Here is a 17,436-nt window from a genome sequence, read left to right as displayed (position 1 = left end):
GGGGTATGGCGCAGTGGGGTTTTCCGTAGCTATCTCCATATTGCGACACAGGTACGGCCTACCAGTCCTAGAATCGCCACGTGTCCATACTTCTCAACGCCGACCTGCACTGCCACTCCGTGGTTTCCGATGGCACGCTCACGCCGGAAGAGCTCGCGGCCCGCGCGCATGCCAACGGAGTGGAGCTCTGGGCCTTGACCGACCACGACGAAATCGGTGGACAACACCGCGCCATGGCCGCAGCCGCCTCGCACGGCTTACCTTACCTCACGGGGGTGGAGATCTCGGTCACCTTTGCCGACACCACCGTGCACATCGTCGGCCTGGGGTTTGATCCGGACGACGCGCAGCTCAACCATGGCCTGGCAGCCACCCGCGGCGGGCGCGGCGAACGCGCGATGGAGATGTCCCGCCAATTGGCGCAGGTCGGCATTCGCGGCGCCTACGAAGGCGCGCTGCGTTACGTGGGCAACCCCGAGTTGATCTCCCGCACGCACTTTGCGCGCTTTCTGGTCGAAACCGGCGCGTGCCGCGATACCTCCGAGGTGTTCCGCAAATACCTCACCGAAGGCAAGCCCGGCTATGTGCCGCACCGCTGGGCCGCGCTTGGCGATGCGGTCCGCTGGATCAGCGAGGCCGGCGGCATGGCCGTCATCGCCCATCCGGCACGCTACAGGTTCAGCGCGAATGCGGAGTACGCGCTGTTCACCGAATTCATCCAGCACGGCGGCCGCGGTGTGGAAGTGGTGACCGGCAGCCATTCGGTGGCCGAATATGGCGTGTACGCCGGCATGGCCACCGAATTCAAGCTCGCGGCATCCCGGGGCAGCGACTTTCACAGCCCGGACGAGTCGCACACCGATCTGGGCGCCCTGCCCGCGCTGCCAGGCGCCTTGACGCCCATCTGGGAATTGCTGGCGGACCGCATCCATACCGCCGCCTGAGGACCAGCCAGTGGCCCAGTATTTCGAAGTCCATCCCGACAATCCGCAGCCCAGGCTGCTCAAGCAAGGCGCTGCGCTGCTCAAGCAAGGCGCCGTGTTGGCGGTGCCGACCGATTCCAGCTATGCGCTCGTGTGCCAGCTCGACGACAAGACCGCTGTGGACCGCCTGCGCCGCATCCGCCAGGTGGACGACAAACACCACCTCACCCTGCTGTGCCGGGACCTCTCCGAGCTGGCCAACTACGCCCGCGTGGACAACCGCCAGTACCGCCTGCTCAAGCTGGCCACGCCTGGCCCCTATACCTTCATCCTGGATGCCACCAAGGAAGTGCCGCGCCGCGTGAGCCATCCGCAGCGCAAGACCATCGGCTTGCGCGTGCCGGACCGAAAAGGCCTGCAATTGCTGCTGGAGCTGCATGGCGCGCCGCTCCTTGCCACGACTTTCATCGCGCCGGGCGAGACCCTGCCGTTGAACGACCCGCGCGAGATCCGCGAGCGCTACGAGCACCAGATCGATGCCGTCGTCGATGCAGGCGCCTGCCCGCTGGAGCCCACCACCGTGGTGGACCTGACCGACATGTACAACGGCGGCGAGCCCCGCGTGGTGCGCGAAGGCCGCGGGAGCCTGGACGCACTGGGGCTTTGACGGAGAAGCGAGCTGCTGCCGAGTTCAGGTGTCAGGTGTCAGGCGTTCAGGCGCCGCACCGACGTGCCGACGAGTGCACCAGATGGCGCATCGTCATCGTCCAACTTGAAGGCGCCCACCGCGCGCTGCAGGTCGTTCGCACGTTCCGACAACGCCGACGCCGCGCGCGCGGCCGCCTCCACCATGGCCGCGTTCTGCTGCGTGGCGCCGTCCATGTGCGCCACGGCCTGGTTCACATGGGCAATGCCGTCGCTTTGCTCATGCAAAGCGTGCGAAATCTCTCCGAGCAAAGCGGTGACCTGGCCCACGTCGTGCACGATCTCCTGCATCGTCTTGCCCGCCTGCCCCACCAGCCCGGTGCCGTTTTGCACCTGTTGCACCGACTCCTGAATCAGCGTCTTGATCTCGCGCGCCGCCACGGCGCTGCGCTGGGCCAGGCTCCGCACTTCGGAGGCCACCACCGCAAAGCCACGGCCTTGCTCGCCGGCCCTGGCGGCCTCGACCGCAGCGTTCAGTGCCAGGATGTTGGTCTGAAAGGCGATGCCCTCGATCACCTGGATGATGTCCACGATCTTGTGCGAACTGCCGCTGATGGCCTGCATGGTCTGTACCACCTCGCCCACCACCGCCCCACCGCGCTCTGCCGTGGCGGAGGCCGCCACCGCCAGCCCGCTGGCAGAACGCGCCCGGTCGGCGTTCTGGCGCACGGTGGAAGTGAGCTGCTCCATGCTTGCGGCCGTTTCGGTGAGGGACGACACCTGCTCTTGCGTACGGCGCGATAAATCGGAATTGCCCGTATCGATATCACCGGCGCACAGGGTGATCGCATCGGTGGACTGCTTGATGCGCGACACCAGTTCGGTCAACGTGTCTTCCATCGTGCCAAGTGCGCCCAGCAACCGCCCGAAATCGCCTTGCAGATCGGAACTGAACTCCTTGCTCAAGTCCCCGGCGGCCACGGTTTCGGCAATGACGATGGCCTGGGCAAGCGGACTCACGATGCCCTGGCGCAGCATCAAAAATGCGGCGATGGCCACGGCGAACACCGCCCCACCCAATGCCAAAAGCCACATGCGCACATCGTCGAGCTGTGCCTGGGCGCCCTGAATGGCCTGCACCAAAGACTGCCGCTGTGCATCGGGCAACCCACCGGCCAATTGCAACGCCGCACGGTGCGAATCCTGTGCGCGGCCGATATCGGACAAGCCCACCAACACCAGCAAGGCCATCAGCGCGGCCAGGGCGCCGAACGCCAACACCAGCCGCGTACCAATCCTCAGTGTGTCCAAGCCCATGATCGAATGTCTCCTACTCGGCCTGTTGTATTTGGTTATCGCAGGCAGCCACCGATGCCTGGCGGTCGGCACAGGCTACGTTTTGCAACATGCCGCACCATGCTATCAACGATCGTGCAGCGCGCCCTCCGTAGTTGCGCTTATGCCCTTGAAAGAGCATCGGGCCAGCGTCTGAGACAATCGCGCCGTGGACTTCTCCAACCTCATCCAAACCGTACTCATCTACGCACTGCCGGTGCTTTTCGCCATCACGGTGCACGAAGCCGCTCACGGCTACGCCGCGCGCCACTTCGGCGACCAGACCGCGTTCATGATGGGCCGCATCACGCTCAACCCGCTCAAGCACATCGACCCGGTCGGCACCATCCTGATGCCGCTGCTGTTGTACTTTGCGACCTCAGGGGCCTTTCTCTTCGGCTATGCCAAGCCGGTTCCGGTGAACTTCGGCAACCTGCGCAATCCCAAGCGCGACATGATCTGGGTCGCGCTGGCAGGGCCTGCCACCAACTTCTTGCAGGCCATCCTCTGGGCTGTCCTTCTCATCGCGCTGGTCGGCTTCGGCGTTGAGGAGCGCTTCTTCATGGAGATGGCGCGCGCCGGCATGCTGGTGAACCTCGTCATGTGGGCCTTCAACCTCTTTCCGCTGCCGCCGCTCGACGGCGGACGCATCCTCGTCGGTTTACTGCCCTGGAAGCAGGCGCAAATGGTGTCGCGCATCGAGCCCTACGGTTTCTTCATCGTGCTGGCGCTGGTCGTCGCCGGCGTGGTGGGCGCAATCTGGCTGCGCCCGCTCATGTCGCTGGGCTACTCCGCCATCAACCTGTTGCTCACGCCGTTGATGGCGCTGGTGCGCTGACCGCCCCCCCGGCAGCGTCGCAGTCGCCACGGCTGGCCCAAAAGCCTGCGTTCATCCCATTTTTGTTTTCTGCGGATTTTGCTTTCATGACCACCACGCGCTTTCTCACCGGCATCACCACCACGGGCACGCCGCACCTGGGCAACTTCGTCGGGTCCATCCGCCCCTCCGTGGCCGCCAGCCTTCGGCCCGGCGTACAGAGTTTTTATTTTCTGGCCGACTACCACGCACTCATCAAGTGCGAAGACCCCGTACGCATCCAGCGGTCCACCCTCGAAATCGCAGCCAGCTGGCTCGCTGCGGGGCTGAACCCCGAGCACGTGACCTTCTACCGGCAGTCCGACATTCCGGAAATCCCAGAACTCAATTGGCTGCTGAGCTGCGTGACCGGCAAAGGCGTGCTCAACCGTGCCCATGCGTACAAAGCTTCGCAGGACAAGAACACCGCAGCCGGCCGCGACGCCGATGACGGCGTGACCGCCGGCCTCTTCATGTACCCCGTGCTCATGGGCGCCGACATCCTGATGTTCAAGGCCCACAAGGTGCCCGTGGGGCGCGATCAGGTACAGCACATCGAAATGGCGCGCGACATGGCGGCCAGCTTCAACCACTTGTACGGCGAACACTTCGTGCTGCCGGAAGCCGCCATCGACGAACACGTGGCCACCCTGCCCGGCCTCGATGGCCGCAAGATGAGCAAGAGCTACGACAACACCATTCCGCTGTTTTCGTCACGCGAGCAATTGCGCAAGCTCATCGGCGGCATCCTGACCGACTCCCGCGCGCCCGGAGAGCCCAAGGACACCGAGGGCTCGGCCCTGTTCCAGATCTACCAGGCCTTCGCCACCGAAGCCGAAACGGCTGCGCTGCGCCAGCAATATGCCGAAGGCATCGCCTGGGGCGACGCCAAACAAGTGCTGTTCGAACGCGTGGACCAGGTCATCGCCCCCATGCGTGCACGCTACGAAGCGCTCATGGCCGACCCATCGCAGATCGAAGACATCCTGCTGGCCGGTGCCGACCGCGCACGGGCCATCGCCACGCCCTTCACCCGCGAATTGCGCACTGCGGTAGGCCTGCGCAGCTTGCGTACGGCAGGTTCTGCGGCAGCGCCTGCGCCAACGAAACCCGCCAAGGCAGCGCTGCCGTCGTTCAAGCAATACCGCGAGGCGGACGGCAAGTTTTATTTCAAGCTCGTGGCTGCGGATGGCCGGGTGCTGCTGCAAAGCATCGGATTCGATGCTCCCCGCGATGCGGGCCAGGCGATTGGGCGGCTGCAAAAGGAAGCAGGGGCGCTGCAGGCGTTGAAGGCTTGCCTGCTGCCACAGGAAGGGGTCGAGGACCGTGAAGTAAACGACGCGTTGCAGGCCTTGACTGCTGCTGCGGCAGAGTAATTGACCGCGAGGCGAGAGAAACAGCCAAGGCGTTTGTCATGGACACCAAATCACTCACGGAAACCAGCAAGTTTCTCAGTTACGTTCTGCGGCATGAGCCCGAGGCCATCGGGCTGGCGCTGGATCGCGAGGGCTGGGCCTCCATCGACGCGCTGATCGCGGCGGCAGCATCGCACGGTCGAGTGCTGGACCGCGCATTGATCGAGCAGGTTGTCATTTCCAGCGATAAAAAACGGTTTGCGATCTCGGAGGATGGCTCCGGCATCCGCGCCGTACAAGGGCACTCCACGCCAACCGTCTCGATCAGCATGCAGGAAAAGGCGCCGCCAGCTGTTCTGTACCACGGCACTGCAACCCGGTTTCTGGAGTCGATCCGCCAGCAAGGACTGCTGCCGGGTTCGCGGCACCACGTGCATCTTTCAGAGGATGTGCAGACGGCGATCGGTGTGGGCCAGCGATACGGGCAGCCTGTGGTGCTATCCATCGAGGCGGCCACCATGCACGGCAAAGGACAGCGGTTCTACCAAGCCGAGAATGGCGTCTGGCTCACGGCGAATGTGCCGGCCGAGTTCATTTCCTTTACCCCGGCAAGCCACGGCGAACGCTGATCCTCAACGCATAACCACGCGCTCTTATTCCTGGAGCGCCATCCCACTCGTGTGACGCCACCTCCGTCATTCCAGTGACTGTGGATATATCGGAACTCCTGGCCTGCCGGTTCATGGCGTCGTAGCCGTACTCCGTGGTGCTGGTGTGGATCACCTGCTGCTCTTGACGGCCCACGTTCCCCGGCTGCGTGTTCGGGTCTTTGCGGATGGTGTTGATCACGTGCGTCTTGACCTGAGAGCGGTTGCCCGCCAGGTCGTACGTGATGCGCACGTCCGCACGCCCGTCGAACACCGCACGCAGCCGGTTCTGCGCGTCGTACACCAGGTGGTTGTCCTGGTACACGACGTTGTCCAGCACCCCGGAGGACAGCAGCGTCTTTTGTGCCATCTTCTCGGCCACCCGGTTGCCCGCCAGGTCGTAGGCGTAGCTGGTGGTCTGGCCCAGGTAGTTGTCCCGGATCTCGATCAGTTGCCCCGCGCCGTCGTAGCGGTAGTCCAGGCTCTTGCCCGCACCATTGCCTTCGTGCGTGAGGCGGCCCGCCCGGTTGTAGCTGTACTGGAAGTCCACCGCGGCGCCGCCGGTCTTGCCGTCCGTGCGCCCGATCAGGCGCCCGAAGGCGTCGTAGGTCCACGCCTGGCTCATGCCGGCCGCGTCCGTCTGGCCCACCTTGTGGCCCACCGCGTCGTAGCGGTAGCGCATCTGGTAGGCCAGCGGTGCTGCCGGGGCGTCGATGCCCGGTTTCCTGGTGAGGTCCGTGACCTTGACCGTCTCCTGCCCGCTCAGCACCACGTTGCCCGCACGGTCGTAGCGGTAGCGCGTGGCTTCGTTATTGCCGTTGACCACCCGCACCTTGCGCCCCGCTTCGTCGTACTGGTTGGTCTCCAGCACGGTCTGCGTGATGCCCGGGTTGATCTGCGTGCCATCGGCGCCGCCGACTTCGTAGCGCGTGATGCCCTGCGCCAGCGAGGTCTGCGTGAGCCGCGAGAGCTTGTCGTAGGCGTAGTTCGTCACCACCGTGCGGCTGTCCGTCACCCGCTCGGCCGAGGTCACCTTGTCCCCGAAGGCGTTGTACGCGCTGTCGATCCGCCCGCCGTCCGCGTGCCGCTCCTGCACCACGTTGCCCGCCAGGTCCCGCACCTGCGCGTTCAGGTTGCCGTTGGCATCGCGCAGGCCCACCTGCCGGCCCAGCGCGTCGTAGTAGATCTTCGTGCTCGCCCACGATTGCGCGAAGTTCATGTCCTCGTGCAGCCGGCTCTGCTCCACCACCTGGTTGTTGGCGTCATAGCGCAGCGTGGTCGTGCGCACCAGCTTGCCCACGCCCGTCCATTGCGTCTCGTCGATCGCCACCACGTTGCCCCACCGGTCATACTCCCGCGCCGTCACCGGAAGGCCGGACAGGTTGCCCTGCGCCGCCGTCTGCGCGCGCAGTTGCGGCACGTAGGCCGGGGTGGTGTCCGACATCGTCACCTGGCCGTTCACTCCCGTGTTGGGCACGGTGACCACCACGTCCGTGCGGGCGATATAAGCCTTCTGGCTACCGGTCGCGGGGTGTTCGATCTCGATGCGGATGGTGTAAGCGGTCCCCGCGTTCAGCCCGTCCAGCACGAAGCCCTGCAGCGCTGCGCTACCGGCGAACTGCGAGCGCCCGTCGCCCTGGCGAAACAGGTACGGTGCTGGCGTGCCACCGGGAATTCCCGGCGAGGCCGAGACTTTGACCCGCACGCCCGCCTCCTGCTGCGGCCATTGCAGCACGGCATGGTCGACTCCGTCGATGACCGCTCGCCCCATGCCCACACCGCCCACGGTCTGCGTGGCCGCCGTCACGGTACGCAGCATGAAGGTGGAGGTGATCTCGTATTCGTTGGACGTGGTGAGGAAGTCTTCCAGGCTGCGCCCACCCACCGCGTTGCCGTTGTAGACCGAGTACAGCGGCGTGGTCCCATCCACCGGCACGCTGGAGATGTAGCCGTCGTTCTGGTATGCGTTCTGGTACCACGTGCCCGGGTTGAAGTGAAAGTTCGGATCGTTCTGGGGGTCCGCGTAGATGGGCAGGTAGCTGCCCACATCCGCCGGGTTGGCCGTGAGCCGGAACACGATGTCGCCGCCGTAGATGTATTGGTACAGCCGCTGGTTGGAGCCCGTGGGAGACGTCTGCACGTAGCCCAGGATGCCTTCCTTGACCAGCGTGGGGGGTGATCCCGCCGCCGCGTCCCGCGCGATCATGCCTTAATTGCTATTATTTTAATAGCAATTAAGGCATGATCTCCTAGGGCATGAGGGCGATTTGATAACCCAGGGGCTTTGTTGCACAAACCGCCCCTTTGCGCTGGTAGCTTGGACGCATGAGTGAACCCCGGCAGCCAAAGACCCGCTACAAGACCACCAATTGGACTGAGTACAACGCAGCACTCAAAGCGCGTGGATCGCTCACGATCTGGCTGGACAAAGACATGCAGTGGTATGCATCCACCAGTGGCAAGCGGGGTCGCCATCACACGTTCACTGACGCAGCCATTCAGTTTTGCCTGAGCATCAAGTGCCTGTTTGGCTTGGCACTGCGCCAGAGCCTGGGGCTGATTCAAAGCCTGCTGGAGTTGGCCAAGCTCAATTGGCGGGTTCCCGACTTCAGCACCTTAAGCCGCCGCCAGAGAACACTGCAAGTGCAACTGCCTTACCGGCGCAGCAGCACAGCGCTGGATTTGCTGGTGGACAGCACGGGCATCAAATTCCTGGGCGAAGGGGAATGGAAGTGCAAGAAACACGGGGCTGAATACCGACGGCAGTGGCGCAAGGTGCACTTGGGCATTGATGCCAGCACGCTGGAGATACGGGCCATTGAAGTCACAGACAACAGCGTGGGCGAGGCGCCCATGCTGCCCGGACTGCTGGCGCAGATACCGCCGGATGAACCGATAGCCAGTGTGAGTACCGACGGTGCCTATGACACCAAAGACTGCCATGCGGCGATAGCGCAAAGAGGCGCGCAGGCGGTAATACCCCCGCGCAAGAACGGCAAGCCTTGGAAGGAAACCAGGCAAGGGGCGGCAGTGCGCAACGAAGCGCTACGGGCGTGCAAAAGGCTGGGGCGCGGGATTTGGAAGCAATGCAGCGGCTACCACCGCCGAAGCCTGGTGGAGACCAAGATGCACTGCTTCAAAAGGCTGGGCGAGCGGGTGATGGCCAGAACGTTTGAGCGCCAGGTGGTGGAGTTGCATGTGCGGGTGGCTTTGCTCAACCGCTTCACGCAGCTTGGGTGCCCGACAACGGTGCCTGTGTCGGTGCCCGCTGTGGCGTAGCTGCGTCCGGGGTTTGGGGTTATCTCGGCCTGAATGGAGTTTGTGCAACAAAGCCGCTCCAATCGATACCTGATCCACGGACGCGAACGCGCTCCGTGGCGCTGCAAAAGGGGCTTTTCAGCCCCTTTTTCTATGGCCCTTCCGCAGCGGATTTTGCGGGCGAGGCATTTTGCGAGGGCTCAACCGAAGAGGCATCGGACCCGCTGGGGTGTTCGTGGACGGGCGGGAGCCGGTTGGAGAAGTCCGGCGCCGATGCCGAGACCAGTTTCAGCGACGCAGCGTACTGAAGCCTTTCTTGCAGCCTCTGCTCCATCGTTTGCTCCAACTGCTGCGACAGGCCTCGCTGGCGCTTCTGGATGTCGTAGCGCTCGCGCCGTTGCGCCTTGATTTCGGCGTGGGAACGGGTGTCCTCTGGCGGGGCGGGCAGCAACGCGATGTCGATCTCTTTCAGCATCACCTCGAACGGTATTCGTTCGTACTGCATGGCCTCCAGCTTGACCAGTTCCTGGCGGGACTCGCCGCTTTCCAGGTCCATGGACTGGCTGCGCCGATTGCTGCGGCGCGCCAGCAGCGAACTCAGCGCATCCGGAATGCGCACGGAACTGGATCGGCCCGCAGCGCGACCTTGCGGCTCGGACTTTTCGGACGATGACGCTGCTCGGCCAGCAGCGTTTTGGGCCGGCGAGCGGCCCAGCTTTTTCAAATAATCCATGAATGACCTCCTGATCCGGGCATCTTTCCGCGCGGGTTCAAGCACGTGGGGCCCGCCCCCCGAAGCGACGCGCGCCGGCCCGAAAACGGTCGGGTCAACCGCGCATGGCCTCTGCGGCCGAGCCCATCAGGCCGCCTTTGCCACACCCCGTTCCGCCCCTTGCAACAGCGCTGGCGCCTCTGTAGGACAACGGCGGCAAAGCGGCTTTGCAGGCGGGTGAACCCCCATGCACGGGCTAGCATGGCCCGAAGAAAATACCCATGACCATGCCCCCAGAGAACCCGCCTTCTTCCCCTGCCCCGCTGCCGAGCGCACCGCCTGTGCCTGCGGCTTCAGCGCCCGCACGGCGGCGTTCCAGAGCCCCCCTGGCCGCGGTGGCGGGCTTGGTCATCATCCTGCTGCTCGTCATGGCATTCATGGCCTGGTTCGACTGGAACCGGGCCAAGCCCTGGATCAACCAGCAGGTCAGCGAGGCCACGGGCCGGCGGTTTGCCATCGAGGGCGATCTGACGGCCCATTGGCACTGGCCGCAGCCGGCCGAGACGGGCTGGCGCCGCTGGGTGCCCGGGGTCACGGTGCAGGCGGATCGGCTGGTGATGGACAACCGCTCGGACTTCGGCCGATTCGGCGCGCTGGACGTGCAGACGGACGATGCCTCGACGGCGACCGTGCAGGCCCGTGCCGCGCAGGCACCGGCATCCGGCGCATCGGCCCCCGTGGCGACGCCCGCGCCCGAAAGCGGCGAAAGCACGGTCCCGGCGGCCGGCTACCCCATGGCGACGCTGGGAAGCGTGAGTGCATCGCTGCACCTTCTGCCGCTTCTGTCTCGCCACGTGTCCATCGACACGCTGCAGCTGACCGTGCCCGACGTGGCGCTGGCACGCAAGGCCGACGGCAGCAACAACTGGACCTTCGACCGCCCCGCCAAGGACGGCGAGCCCGCAAAGCCCAACCCATGGAGCGTGAGCGTGGGCCGGATCGTGGTGCGCGACGGCCAACTGGCCTATGCCGACGCCGTGAAAGACCTGGCCTTCACCGCCCAGCTCGCGACCATCGACACGCCCGCCGGGCAGAAAGCCAGTCCGTACGGCGTGAAGTTCGAGGTGCGCGGGCGTTACGCCAAGGCTCGCATCCAGGGCCGCGGCGAAGCGGGACACGTGATGGACCTGCGCGAGAAGGTCGTCGATTACCCCCTGCGGTTCAAGGCCCGCGCCGGCACCGTGGAAGCCGAGGTGGAGGGCATCCTGTCCAACCCGGCCGCGCTGTCGGGCATGGACCTGAAGGTGATGCTCAAAGCCGACAGCATGGCCGACCTGTACGACCTGACGGGCCTCGTGCTGCCGAACACGCCGCCGTTTCGCACGCGCGGCCGGCTGGTGGGCAGCCTGGCGCCCGAGAACGCGGTGTGGGAATACCGCGATTTCGACGGTACGGTGGGCGAAAGCGATCTGCACGGCAGCCTGACCTATGGCTCCGCCAAGCCACGGCCCCGCCTGAAAGGCACGATGACTTCCAGAAAGCTGCGCCTGGCCGATCTGGGCCCGGTGCTGGGCGCCCCCACGGGCGAAGGCAAGGCCGAGAAAGGCACGTCGAAACGGCCGGGCAAGGTGCTGCCGGATGTGGCCTTCGCCACCGACCGCTGGAATGCGATGGACCTGGACCTGACCTTCAGCGGCCAGCAGATCATTCGCGACGAAAGCCTGCCGATCGAGAACCTGCGCCTCCACGCGGTGCTGGACAACGCCATGCTGACGCTCTCGCCCCTGCAGTTCGGCGTGGCGCAGGGCAAGATCGATTCCACGGTGGTGCTGGACAGCCGGGCTAAACCGCTGAAGGCGCAGTTGCGCGGCAATATCGAAGGGCTGCGGCTGTCGGGCCTGTTTCCCAAGGTCGAGCTGATGGAAAAGAGCTTCGGCCGGCTCGATGGCGCGGTGGCCCTGAACGGCAGCGGCCAGTCGGTGGCCAGCATGCTGGGCGGTGCCAGCGGCGAGGCGCGGCTGTACATCCGCGATGGCCGCTTCAGCAAGCAGATGCTGGACCTGGCGGCGCTCAACGTGGGCAGCGTGGTCGTCTCCAAGCTCTTCGGCGACGACAAGGAAGTGCAGCTGCGCTGCGCCGTGGCCGACTTTTCGGTGAAGGACGGCATCGCGCAGACGCGCTCCGTGAAGCTGAGCACCAACGAGGCCACGGTGGAAGCCACCGGCACGGCCGACCTGGGGCGCGAGCACCTTGACCTGCGCATCAAGCCCGAATCGCTGCAGTGGAAGTTTTTCTCGCTGCGCACGCCGCTGTATGTGCGCGGGCCCTTCGCCGAACCGAAGGTCGGCCTGGAAGCGGGCCCTCTGCTGCTGCGGGCAGGCGCTGCCGTGGCCGCAGCGGTGGTCGCACCGGTGGCGCTGGCCCTGGCGCCCATCACGGTGCCGGCCGCAGACGACGACGAGAACTGCGCCGTGCTGCTGGCCCGCGCAGGAGACAAGGTGCAGGGCGGCGCTGCCGGCGCCGCACCCAAGCCCCCGGCGTCGTCACACACACCGGCGCCAGCCCCCGCACGTTGATCTTCAGGCGGTGCTTGCTATTGATTCAATAGCTTCCACCCCTTGATTCCCCTGCGCTGGAGCCACTTTTTACCTCGAATCGCCCGGGGCTACGCCCGCGCCTCAATGGAAATCCCGGCTGCCGTCCAGCGCCTGCGCCAGGCGGCCGAGCAGCGGGGTCATGTCCTTGCAGCGCTGGGCGACCAGATGGCGCACCGCGCCGCTCTGTCCCGGCGGCGTTCCCGGCGGGCTCGGGCTGGACTGCCACAGGCCCTCCACCGCCAGCAGGCGCGATCGCAGCAGGGCATTGCGCCAGGTTTCCACCAGCGATGGCCAGACGATGACGTTGACGGGCCCGGTCTCGTCTTCCAGCGTGATGAACATCGTGCCCTTGGCCGACCCCGGCCGCTGCCGGACGGTGACGATGCCGCAGGCACGCACGCACCGCCCGCTGGGCATGTCGCGCAGCGCCAGGGCGGTGAGCAGCCACCAGCGATCCAGCCGGCCGCGCAGCAGGGCGAGCGGATGGCGGCGCAGCGTGAGGCCGGTGGCGGCGTAGTCGAACAAAATCTCTTCGCCCTCGGGCGCTTCGGCCAGGGCCAGCGGAACCTCGTTCACCGCAGCGTCTTGCAGCAGCGCCGGCGCGCGCCATTGCGCGGCGGCGTCCCAGGCCTGCTGGCGCCGGTGGCCGGACAAAGAGCGCAGCGCATCGGCCGCCGCCAGGGCCTGCAGCGCGGGCCGGTCCAGCCGGGCGCGCAAGGCCAGGTCTTCGGTGCTTTCGAATGCCTGGGCGGCGCGCGCCTTGACCAGCCGCCCGGCGGCGGCCCCTGCCAGCCCCGCCACCAGCCGCAGCCCCAGGCGCACGGCGGGCTGCGGGCTGCGGGCCGGCCACACCGCGCACGGGCTGGGGTTCGCCTTCCAGGGTCGATTCCCAGTCGCTGTGCACCACGTCGATGGGCAGCACGCGGATGCCGTGGCGCACGGCGTCCTGCACCAGTTGCGAGGGCGTGTAGAACCCCATGGGCTGAGCGTTGAGCAGCGCCGCCAGAAAGCACGCGGGTTCGTGGCGTTTGAACCAGCATGGCGAAGCTGTAGGCATGGCTTTCGGGAAAGCCGTATTCGCCGAAGCCCTCGATCTGCTTGAAGATGCGCACGGCGAAATCCTCGCTGTAGCCGTTGTCTGCCATGCCCTGCATGAACGGCTCTTTGAAGCGGTGCACGCCGCCCGTGCGCTTCCATGGCGCCATGGAGCGGCGCAGCCCATCGGCCATTCCAGGTCGTCCTTGTCCCACTGGATGATCGAGCGGCCGTCCATGCTGGCGGGCTCCACGGGCACCAGCCGGGTGAGCTTGCCTTCGGTCAGCACGAAGCCGCCCACGTGCTGGCTCAGGTGGCGCGGAAAACCCTTCAGATCGCGCGCCAGCTTGAGCCACAGCTCGGCGATGTGCGGCGCCAGCGGCACGCCCACGGCGTCCGCCAGTTCCTGCAATCGGTCGGTGGCGATCGTCTCGTCGAACCAGTGGTGGTCCTTGGCGAAGGCGTCGATGAGGGCGGGCGCCACGCCCAGCGCCTTGCCCACGTCGCGCAGCGCGCTGCGCGTGCGATAGCTGATGACCACCGCCGTGATCGCCGCCCGCTCGCGGCCGTACTTGGTGTAGATGTACTGGATGACGTCTTCGCGCCGGTCGTACTCGAAGTCCACGTCGATGTCGGGCGGCTCGTCGCGCTCCTTGCTGATGAAGCGCTCGAACAGCAGCTTCGTCTTGCCGGGATCGACCGCCGTGATGCCCAGGCAGAAGCACACCGCCGAATTGGCGGCGGAGCCATGGCCCTGGCACAGGATGCCCTGGCTGCGGGCGTAGCGAACGATGTCGTGCACGGTGAGAAAGTACATCTCGTACCGGCAATGCGCGATGGGTTCGAGTTCTGTGGCGATCTGCCTGCACACGGCCTCAGGCACGCCCGTCGGGTAGCGGCCTTGGGCGCCCTGCTCGGTGTACCAGGCCAGGGCTTCGCCCGGGGTCATGCCGTCCGGCACGGTTTCTTTCGGATAGCGGTAGCGGATCTCGTCCAGGCTGAACTTGCAGCGCGACGCGACGGTGAGCGTGGCCGCCAGCAGCACGGGCGGGTAGATGGCGGCCAGGCGCATGCGGGCGCGCAGGTGGCGCTCGGCGTTGGGCTGCAGCGCAAAGCCGCAGTCCGCCACGGGCCGCCCCAGCCGCACGGCCGTGACCACGTCCTGCAGGCGCTTGCGGCCACGCACGTGCATGTGCACATCGCCCGCGGCGACGAGCGGCAGGCCCAGCGCATCGCCCACCTGCTCCAGCGTGGTCAGCCACAGGCCGTCATCGGGGGCCAGGGACTGCTCCACCGCCAGCCAGGGGGCAATGCCCAAAGCACTGAATAGCCTTTGCGCCCTAGAAAAACATGCCTTGACAGCTATCAAATCAGTAGCAACGAGCTGATCGCGGCGCGGCGCCAGCAGCACCTCGCAGCCACGCAGCAGCGCGAAGTCGGTGCCGGCGTGCAGGCGGTATTCGCCCTTGGGCGCAGCCTGCCGCGCCGCGGTGATGAACTCGCACAGGTTGCCCCAGCCTTCGGCATCGCGCGCCAGCGCCACGAGGCGCAGGTCGCCCCAGGCGAACTCGCTGCCCACGATGAGGGACAGGCCGCATTTCTTGGCCTCGGTGTGCGCCCGCACCACGCCGGCCACCGAGCATTCGTCGGTGATCGCCAGCGCCGTGTAGCCCAGTTCAGCCGCGCGCTGCACCAGTTCGGCGGGGTGCGACGCGCCGCGCTGAAAGCTGAAGTTGGTCAGGCAATGCAGCTCGGCATAGTCCGGCAAGGCGTGGGCGGGGTGGGCGCTGCTCATCCGAAGACCCCGTGCAGGAACCAGTCGTGCCGGCCCGCCTCGCGCGGGCCGGCCCATTGCCGAAAGATCCAGACCGTGCCCACGGTGTCGTTGTGGGCCACGAAGTAGTCGCGCCGCTCCAGATGCTGCGATGCGTCCCACCAGCCGCCGTCGAAGCGGTGGGGGCCGGCCAGCAGCGTCAACGGGCCGTGCCACGCCGGGCGGCTGCCCTGCAGGGCCAGGCGCTGGGGCGGGCGCACCAGCCAGCCTGGCCACAGCGCGGCGTCCGCCGCCACAGCACCAGCCCCTTTCACATCCCCGTTCACAGCCCCGGGCCGCGCGTGGCCGGGGCCGCCGCCCGCAGCCGGCTCCCAGCGCAGCATGCATTCCGGCCGGTGGTCGGCCTGCAGCACGGCCACCTGCACCTGCTGCGCCCCCAGCCGGGCCGAGACCCGTTCCACCCACTGGTGCCAGGGCTCGCCCTGGTCCTGGCGCGCATCGTCGGGGCTGGGCGGCAGCAGGCTGGCGCTGGCCTGGGCATAGGGCACGGTTTCGGTGCTGCTCAGGGTGATGTGGTTCACCGGTGCGGCCAGGCGCTGGCGGCCCAGGTGTTCGGCCAGCAGGCGGCGAAGATGGACCAGGTCCTGCGTGGGCTCGGCCGTGCGCACGGCCAGGGTCTGTTGAGGTGGCAGGTCCACGCCGTCGATGCGGCGCAGGTCGTGCCGCCAGGCCAGTTCCAGCGACAGCACGCCCTGCTGGCGCGCCTGCAGCCAGCCGTGCAGAACCCCCAGCAGCCGGTTGGCGGACCACAGCAAGGTATTGGCCGACGTGGCCGGCGCAGGCAACTCGGCCGACAGCGAGAAACTTTCGGGCAGTTCGATCCAGGGCAAGGGATGCGGCACATCGCCCCAGGCCTGATCCAGCGCCTGCAGCACGCCGGCCCCGAACCGGCGCGCCACGCCAGCGCGCGGCAAACCCCGCAGCGCGCCCAGCGTGCGGCAGCCCATGCGCTCCAGGCTGGCGGCATGCGGGCGCAGGGGCAGGTCGTGCGGCACCCGCCGCGGGGGGCGAGCCCGGGCCTGAGACTGGGCCAGCCGGAGCAAGGCCAGCGCTTCGAAGGCCGTGGCGCCCTGGGCCAGTGGCTGCGGGCCGGCGGGTGTCGGCAGATCGTCCGGCCCGGCGTCTTCGCCGAACACCGGCCGATGCTGCTCCAGCAGCGCCAGCAGCCGGGCGCGGCCACCCCACAGCCGCTCGGTGCTGGAGACCTCCAGCAGCAATGCCTCGTCGACCAATGCCGCCCGCGGCGTGAAGCGCAGCGCCCACCAGCCCGCCGAAGCGGCCGGGGCGCCGGGCGGCAGCTCATCCAGCGACGATGGCACGGCGATCCAATGCATGGACCGGCTCCTGAAAGGCCACGACAGCCTGCGGCAGGCTCTGCACCGGCTGCACCGGCTCCAGTGCACGCTGCGCTGGGGGCGCCGATACCGCTGGCGGCAAGGCATCCGACGGAAAGCGGCGCGCCTTCAACGCCCGCACGGCCGCGAGCACGGCGAACAGCGCAGGCCCATGCGCGCAGACCGGCACCGGGTGCATCAACGGCGGGCCGCGCCGCTTGGTCACATGCACTTGCAGCGTGCCGGGCGCCCTGCCCTGCACCACCCACAGCCGCAGCGGCGCGGGCGAGGCTTGCTGGCGATGGTTCTGGGGGCGAAACACCCACAGCAGCGCGGCCTGCTGGGCCGCGGCCAGTTGCAGCCGGCGCAGCGCCTCGGGCGGCGCCAGGGGCAGCCAGGCCAGCACGGCCAGCACATCGCGGCAGCGCAGGGCCTGTTCGCTGGCCCATGCGGCCGACTTGTCGTGTGGCGAGGGCAAGGGGCGCACGCGGCACAGCCGGTCCGCCGGCAGGCCCGCGGCCTGCAGCGCGGGCGCGAAGGGCTCGCCCGGTGGCGCCACCAGCACCACCCGCCCGCCCCGCTGCGCCGCGGCCTGGGCCAGCGCCGGCAGCACCAGCGGCCATTCGGCACCGCCCTGCGCGGGCTGCATCACTTCGGTCATCGATCCCAGCGGCCACCCGCCGCCGGGCAGCGCGGCATCCAGCAGCGCGTGGCCCGAGGACTGCACGCGGCCGCTCTGGGCCGTCAGCGCATCGCCCTGCCACACCCCGGGCAGTTCCAGCCGGGCAGCCCCCTCCCGCCGGGCGGCGGCACCGGACGAAGGCGTTGAAAGGGCGAGGTGCGGCATGGGTGGGCTCGGAGGCTGGAATCGAATGACTGTTTAAATATACAGTATTCAAAACCAT

At 67.1% G+C, this 17,436-nt stretch carries 12 protein-coding genes and 1 pseudogene; 7 read left to right on the top strand and 6 right to left on the bottom strand.

The window, feature by feature from the left end:
- The first annotated feature begins 80 nt into the window (after positions 1 to 80).
- Positions 81 to 944, top strand: a complete 864-nt coding sequence (locus AVHM3334_RS00335) for a 3',5'-nucleoside bisphosphate phosphatase (RefSeq protein WP_284408669.1) — start codon at positions 81 to 83, stop codon at positions 942 to 944.
- A 10-nt stretch (positions 945 to 954) separates the two neighbouring features.
- The gene (locus AVHM3334_RS00330) at positions 955 to 1,590 is read left to right on the top strand and encodes an L-threonylcarbamoyladenylate synthase (RefSeq protein WP_284408668.1); all 636 of its coding nucleotides are present in this window, start codon (positions 955 to 957) and stop codon (positions 1,588 to 1,590) included.
- A 38-nt stretch (positions 1,591 to 1,628) separates the two neighbouring features.
- Here AVHM3334_RS00330 and AVHM3334_RS00325 read toward each other — a convergent pair whose 3' ends face one another.
- Positions 1,629 to 2,885: a methyl-accepting chemotaxis protein gene (locus AVHM3334_RS00325; protein ID WP_284408666.1), complete on the bottom strand. Its 1,257-nt coding sequence runs from the start codon at positions 2,883 to 2,885 to the stop codon at positions 1,629 to 1,631.
- A 187-nt stretch (positions 2,886 to 3,072) separates the two neighbouring features.
- On the opposite strand from AVHM3334_RS00325, the gene AVHM3334_RS00320 reads away from it, so the two are divergent.
- The 3 genes from AVHM3334_RS00320 (at position 3,073) to AVHM3334_RS00310 (ending at position 5,743) form a co-directional block, all read left to right on the top strand.
- Positions 3,073 to 3,741 carry a site-2 protease family protein gene (locus AVHM3334_RS00320; protein ID WP_284408665.1) on the top strand — a complete coding sequence of 223 codons (669 nt, stop codon included), beginning with the start codon at positions 3,073 to 3,075 and terminating at the stop codon, positions 3,739 to 3,741.
- Between the two features lie 86 nt (positions 3,742 to 3,827).
- Positions 3,828 to 5,135, top strand: a complete 1,308-nt coding sequence (locus AVHM3334_RS00315) for a tryptophan--tRNA ligase (RefSeq protein WP_284408663.1) — start codon at positions 3,828 to 3,830, stop codon at positions 5,133 to 5,135.
- A gap of 38 nt (positions 5,136 to 5,173) precedes the next feature.
- A complete protein-coding gene (locus tag AVHM3334_RS00310; protein WP_284408661.1) occupies positions 5,174 to 5,743 on the top strand; it encodes an RNA 2'-phosphotransferase in 570 nt (189 codons plus the stop codon).
- On the opposite strand, the gene AVHM3334_RS00305 is transcribed toward AVHM3334_RS00310, so the two are convergent.
- Complete coding sequence (locus tag AVHM3334_RS00305; protein ID WP_284408659.1) at positions 5,715 to 7,967, bottom strand: RHS repeat domain-containing protein; 2,253 nt, start codon at positions 7,965 to 7,967, stop codon at positions 5,715 to 5,717. The genes AVHM3334_RS00310 and AVHM3334_RS00305 overlap by 29 nt on opposite strands.
- 119 nt (positions 7,968 to 8,086) lie before the next feature.
- Here AVHM3334_RS00305 and AVHM3334_RS00300 point away from each other — a divergent pair, with 119 nt between their 5' ends.
- Positions 8,087 to 9,040: an IS5 family transposase gene (locus AVHM3334_RS00300; RefSeq protein WP_284408656.1), complete on the top strand. Its 954-nt coding sequence runs from the start codon at positions 8,087 to 8,089 to the stop codon at positions 9,038 to 9,040.
- Positions 9,041 to 9,170: 130 nt separating this feature from the next.
- On the opposite strand, the gene AVHM3334_RS00295 is transcribed toward AVHM3334_RS00300, so the two are convergent.
- Positions 9,171 to 9,752, bottom strand: a complete 582-nt coding sequence (locus tag AVHM3334_RS00295) for a hypothetical protein (protein WP_284408654.1) — start codon at positions 9,750 to 9,752, stop codon at positions 9,171 to 9,173.
- Between the two features lie 260 nt (positions 9,753 to 10,012).
- On the opposite strand from AVHM3334_RS00295, the gene AVHM3334_RS00290 reads away from it, so the two are divergent.
- Positions 10,013 to 12,307 carry an AsmA family protein gene (locus AVHM3334_RS00290; RefSeq protein ID WP_284408653.1) on the top strand — a complete coding sequence of 765 codons (2,295 nt, stop codon included), beginning with the start codon at positions 10,013 to 10,015 and terminating at the stop codon, positions 12,305 to 12,307.
- Positions 12,308 to 12,409: 102 nt separating this feature from the next.
- Here the strand turns inward: AVHM3334_RS00290 and AVHM3334_RS00285 are convergent.
- From AVHM3334_RS00285 to imuA, 3 genes and pseudogenes are all read right to left on the bottom strand, one after another.
- Positions 12,410 to 15,158, bottom strand: a pseudogene (locus tag AVHM3334_RS00285) (helix-hairpin-helix domain-containing protein).
- On the bottom strand, positions 15,155 to 16,531 hold the full coding sequence (locus AVHM3334_RS00280) for a Y-family DNA polymerase (protein ID WP_284408652.1): 1,377 nt from the start codon (positions 16,529 to 16,531) through the stop codon (positions 15,155 to 15,157). Before AVHM3334_RS00280 ends, AVHM3334_RS00285 begins: the two are co-directional and overlap by 4 nt.
- Positions 16,497 to 17,378: a translesion DNA synthesis-associated protein ImuA gene (gene imuA / locus AVHM3334_RS00275; protein ID WP_284408650.1), complete on the bottom strand. Its 882-nt coding sequence runs from the start codon at positions 17,376 to 17,378 to the stop codon at positions 16,497 to 16,499. The genes AVHM3334_RS00280 and imuA overlap by 35 nt, the downstream gene beginning before the upstream one ends.
- Between the last annotated feature and the right edge of the window lie 58 nt (positions 17,379 to 17,436).

Origin of the sequence: Acidovorax sp. SUPP3334 (assembly GCF_030159055.1) — a bacterium.
GTDB lineage: Bacteria > Pseudomonadota > Gammaproteobacteria > Burkholderiales > Burkholderiaceae_C > Paracidovorax.
The sequence above is the reverse complement of the archived record's forward strand: the minus strand, read 5'-3'. Positions and strand labels throughout refer to the sequence as shown.

Coding starts and splice junctions, on each gene's coding strand:
- AVHM3334_RS00325 (WP_284408666.1), bottom strand. CDS start 2,885: ATGGGCTTGGACACACTGAGGATTGGTACGCGGCTGGTGTTGGCGTTC.
- AVHM3334_RS00280 (WP_284408652.1), bottom strand. CDS start 16,531: ATGCATTGGATCGCCGTGCCATCGTCGCTGGATGAGCTGCCGCCCGGC.
- AVHM3334_RS00305 (WP_284408659.1), bottom strand. CDS start 7,967: ATGATCGCGCGGGACGCGGCGGCGGGATCACCCCCCACGCTGGTCAAG.
- AVHM3334_RS00290 (WP_284408653.1), top strand. CDS start 10,013: ATGACCATGCCCCCAGAGAACCCGCCTTCTTCCCCTGCCCCGCTGCCG.
- AVHM3334_RS00315 (WP_284408663.1), top strand. CDS start 3,828: ATGACCACCACGCGCTTTCTCACCGGCATCACCACCACGGGCACGCCG.
- AVHM3334_RS00295 (WP_284408654.1), bottom strand. CDS start 9,752: ATGGATTATTTGAAAAAGCTGGGCCGCTCGCCGGCCCAAAACGCTGCT.
- AVHM3334_RS00300 (WP_284408656.1), top strand. CDS start 8,087: ATGAGTGAACCCCGGCAGCCAAAGACCCGCTACAAGACCACCAATTGG.
- AVHM3334_RS00310 (WP_284408661.1), top strand. CDS start 5,174: ATGGACACCAAATCACTCACGGAAACCAGCAAGTTTCTCAGTTACGTT.
- imuA (WP_284408650.1), bottom strand. CDS start 17,378: ATGCCGCACCTCGCCCTTTCAACGCCTTCGTCCGGTGCCGCCGCCCGG.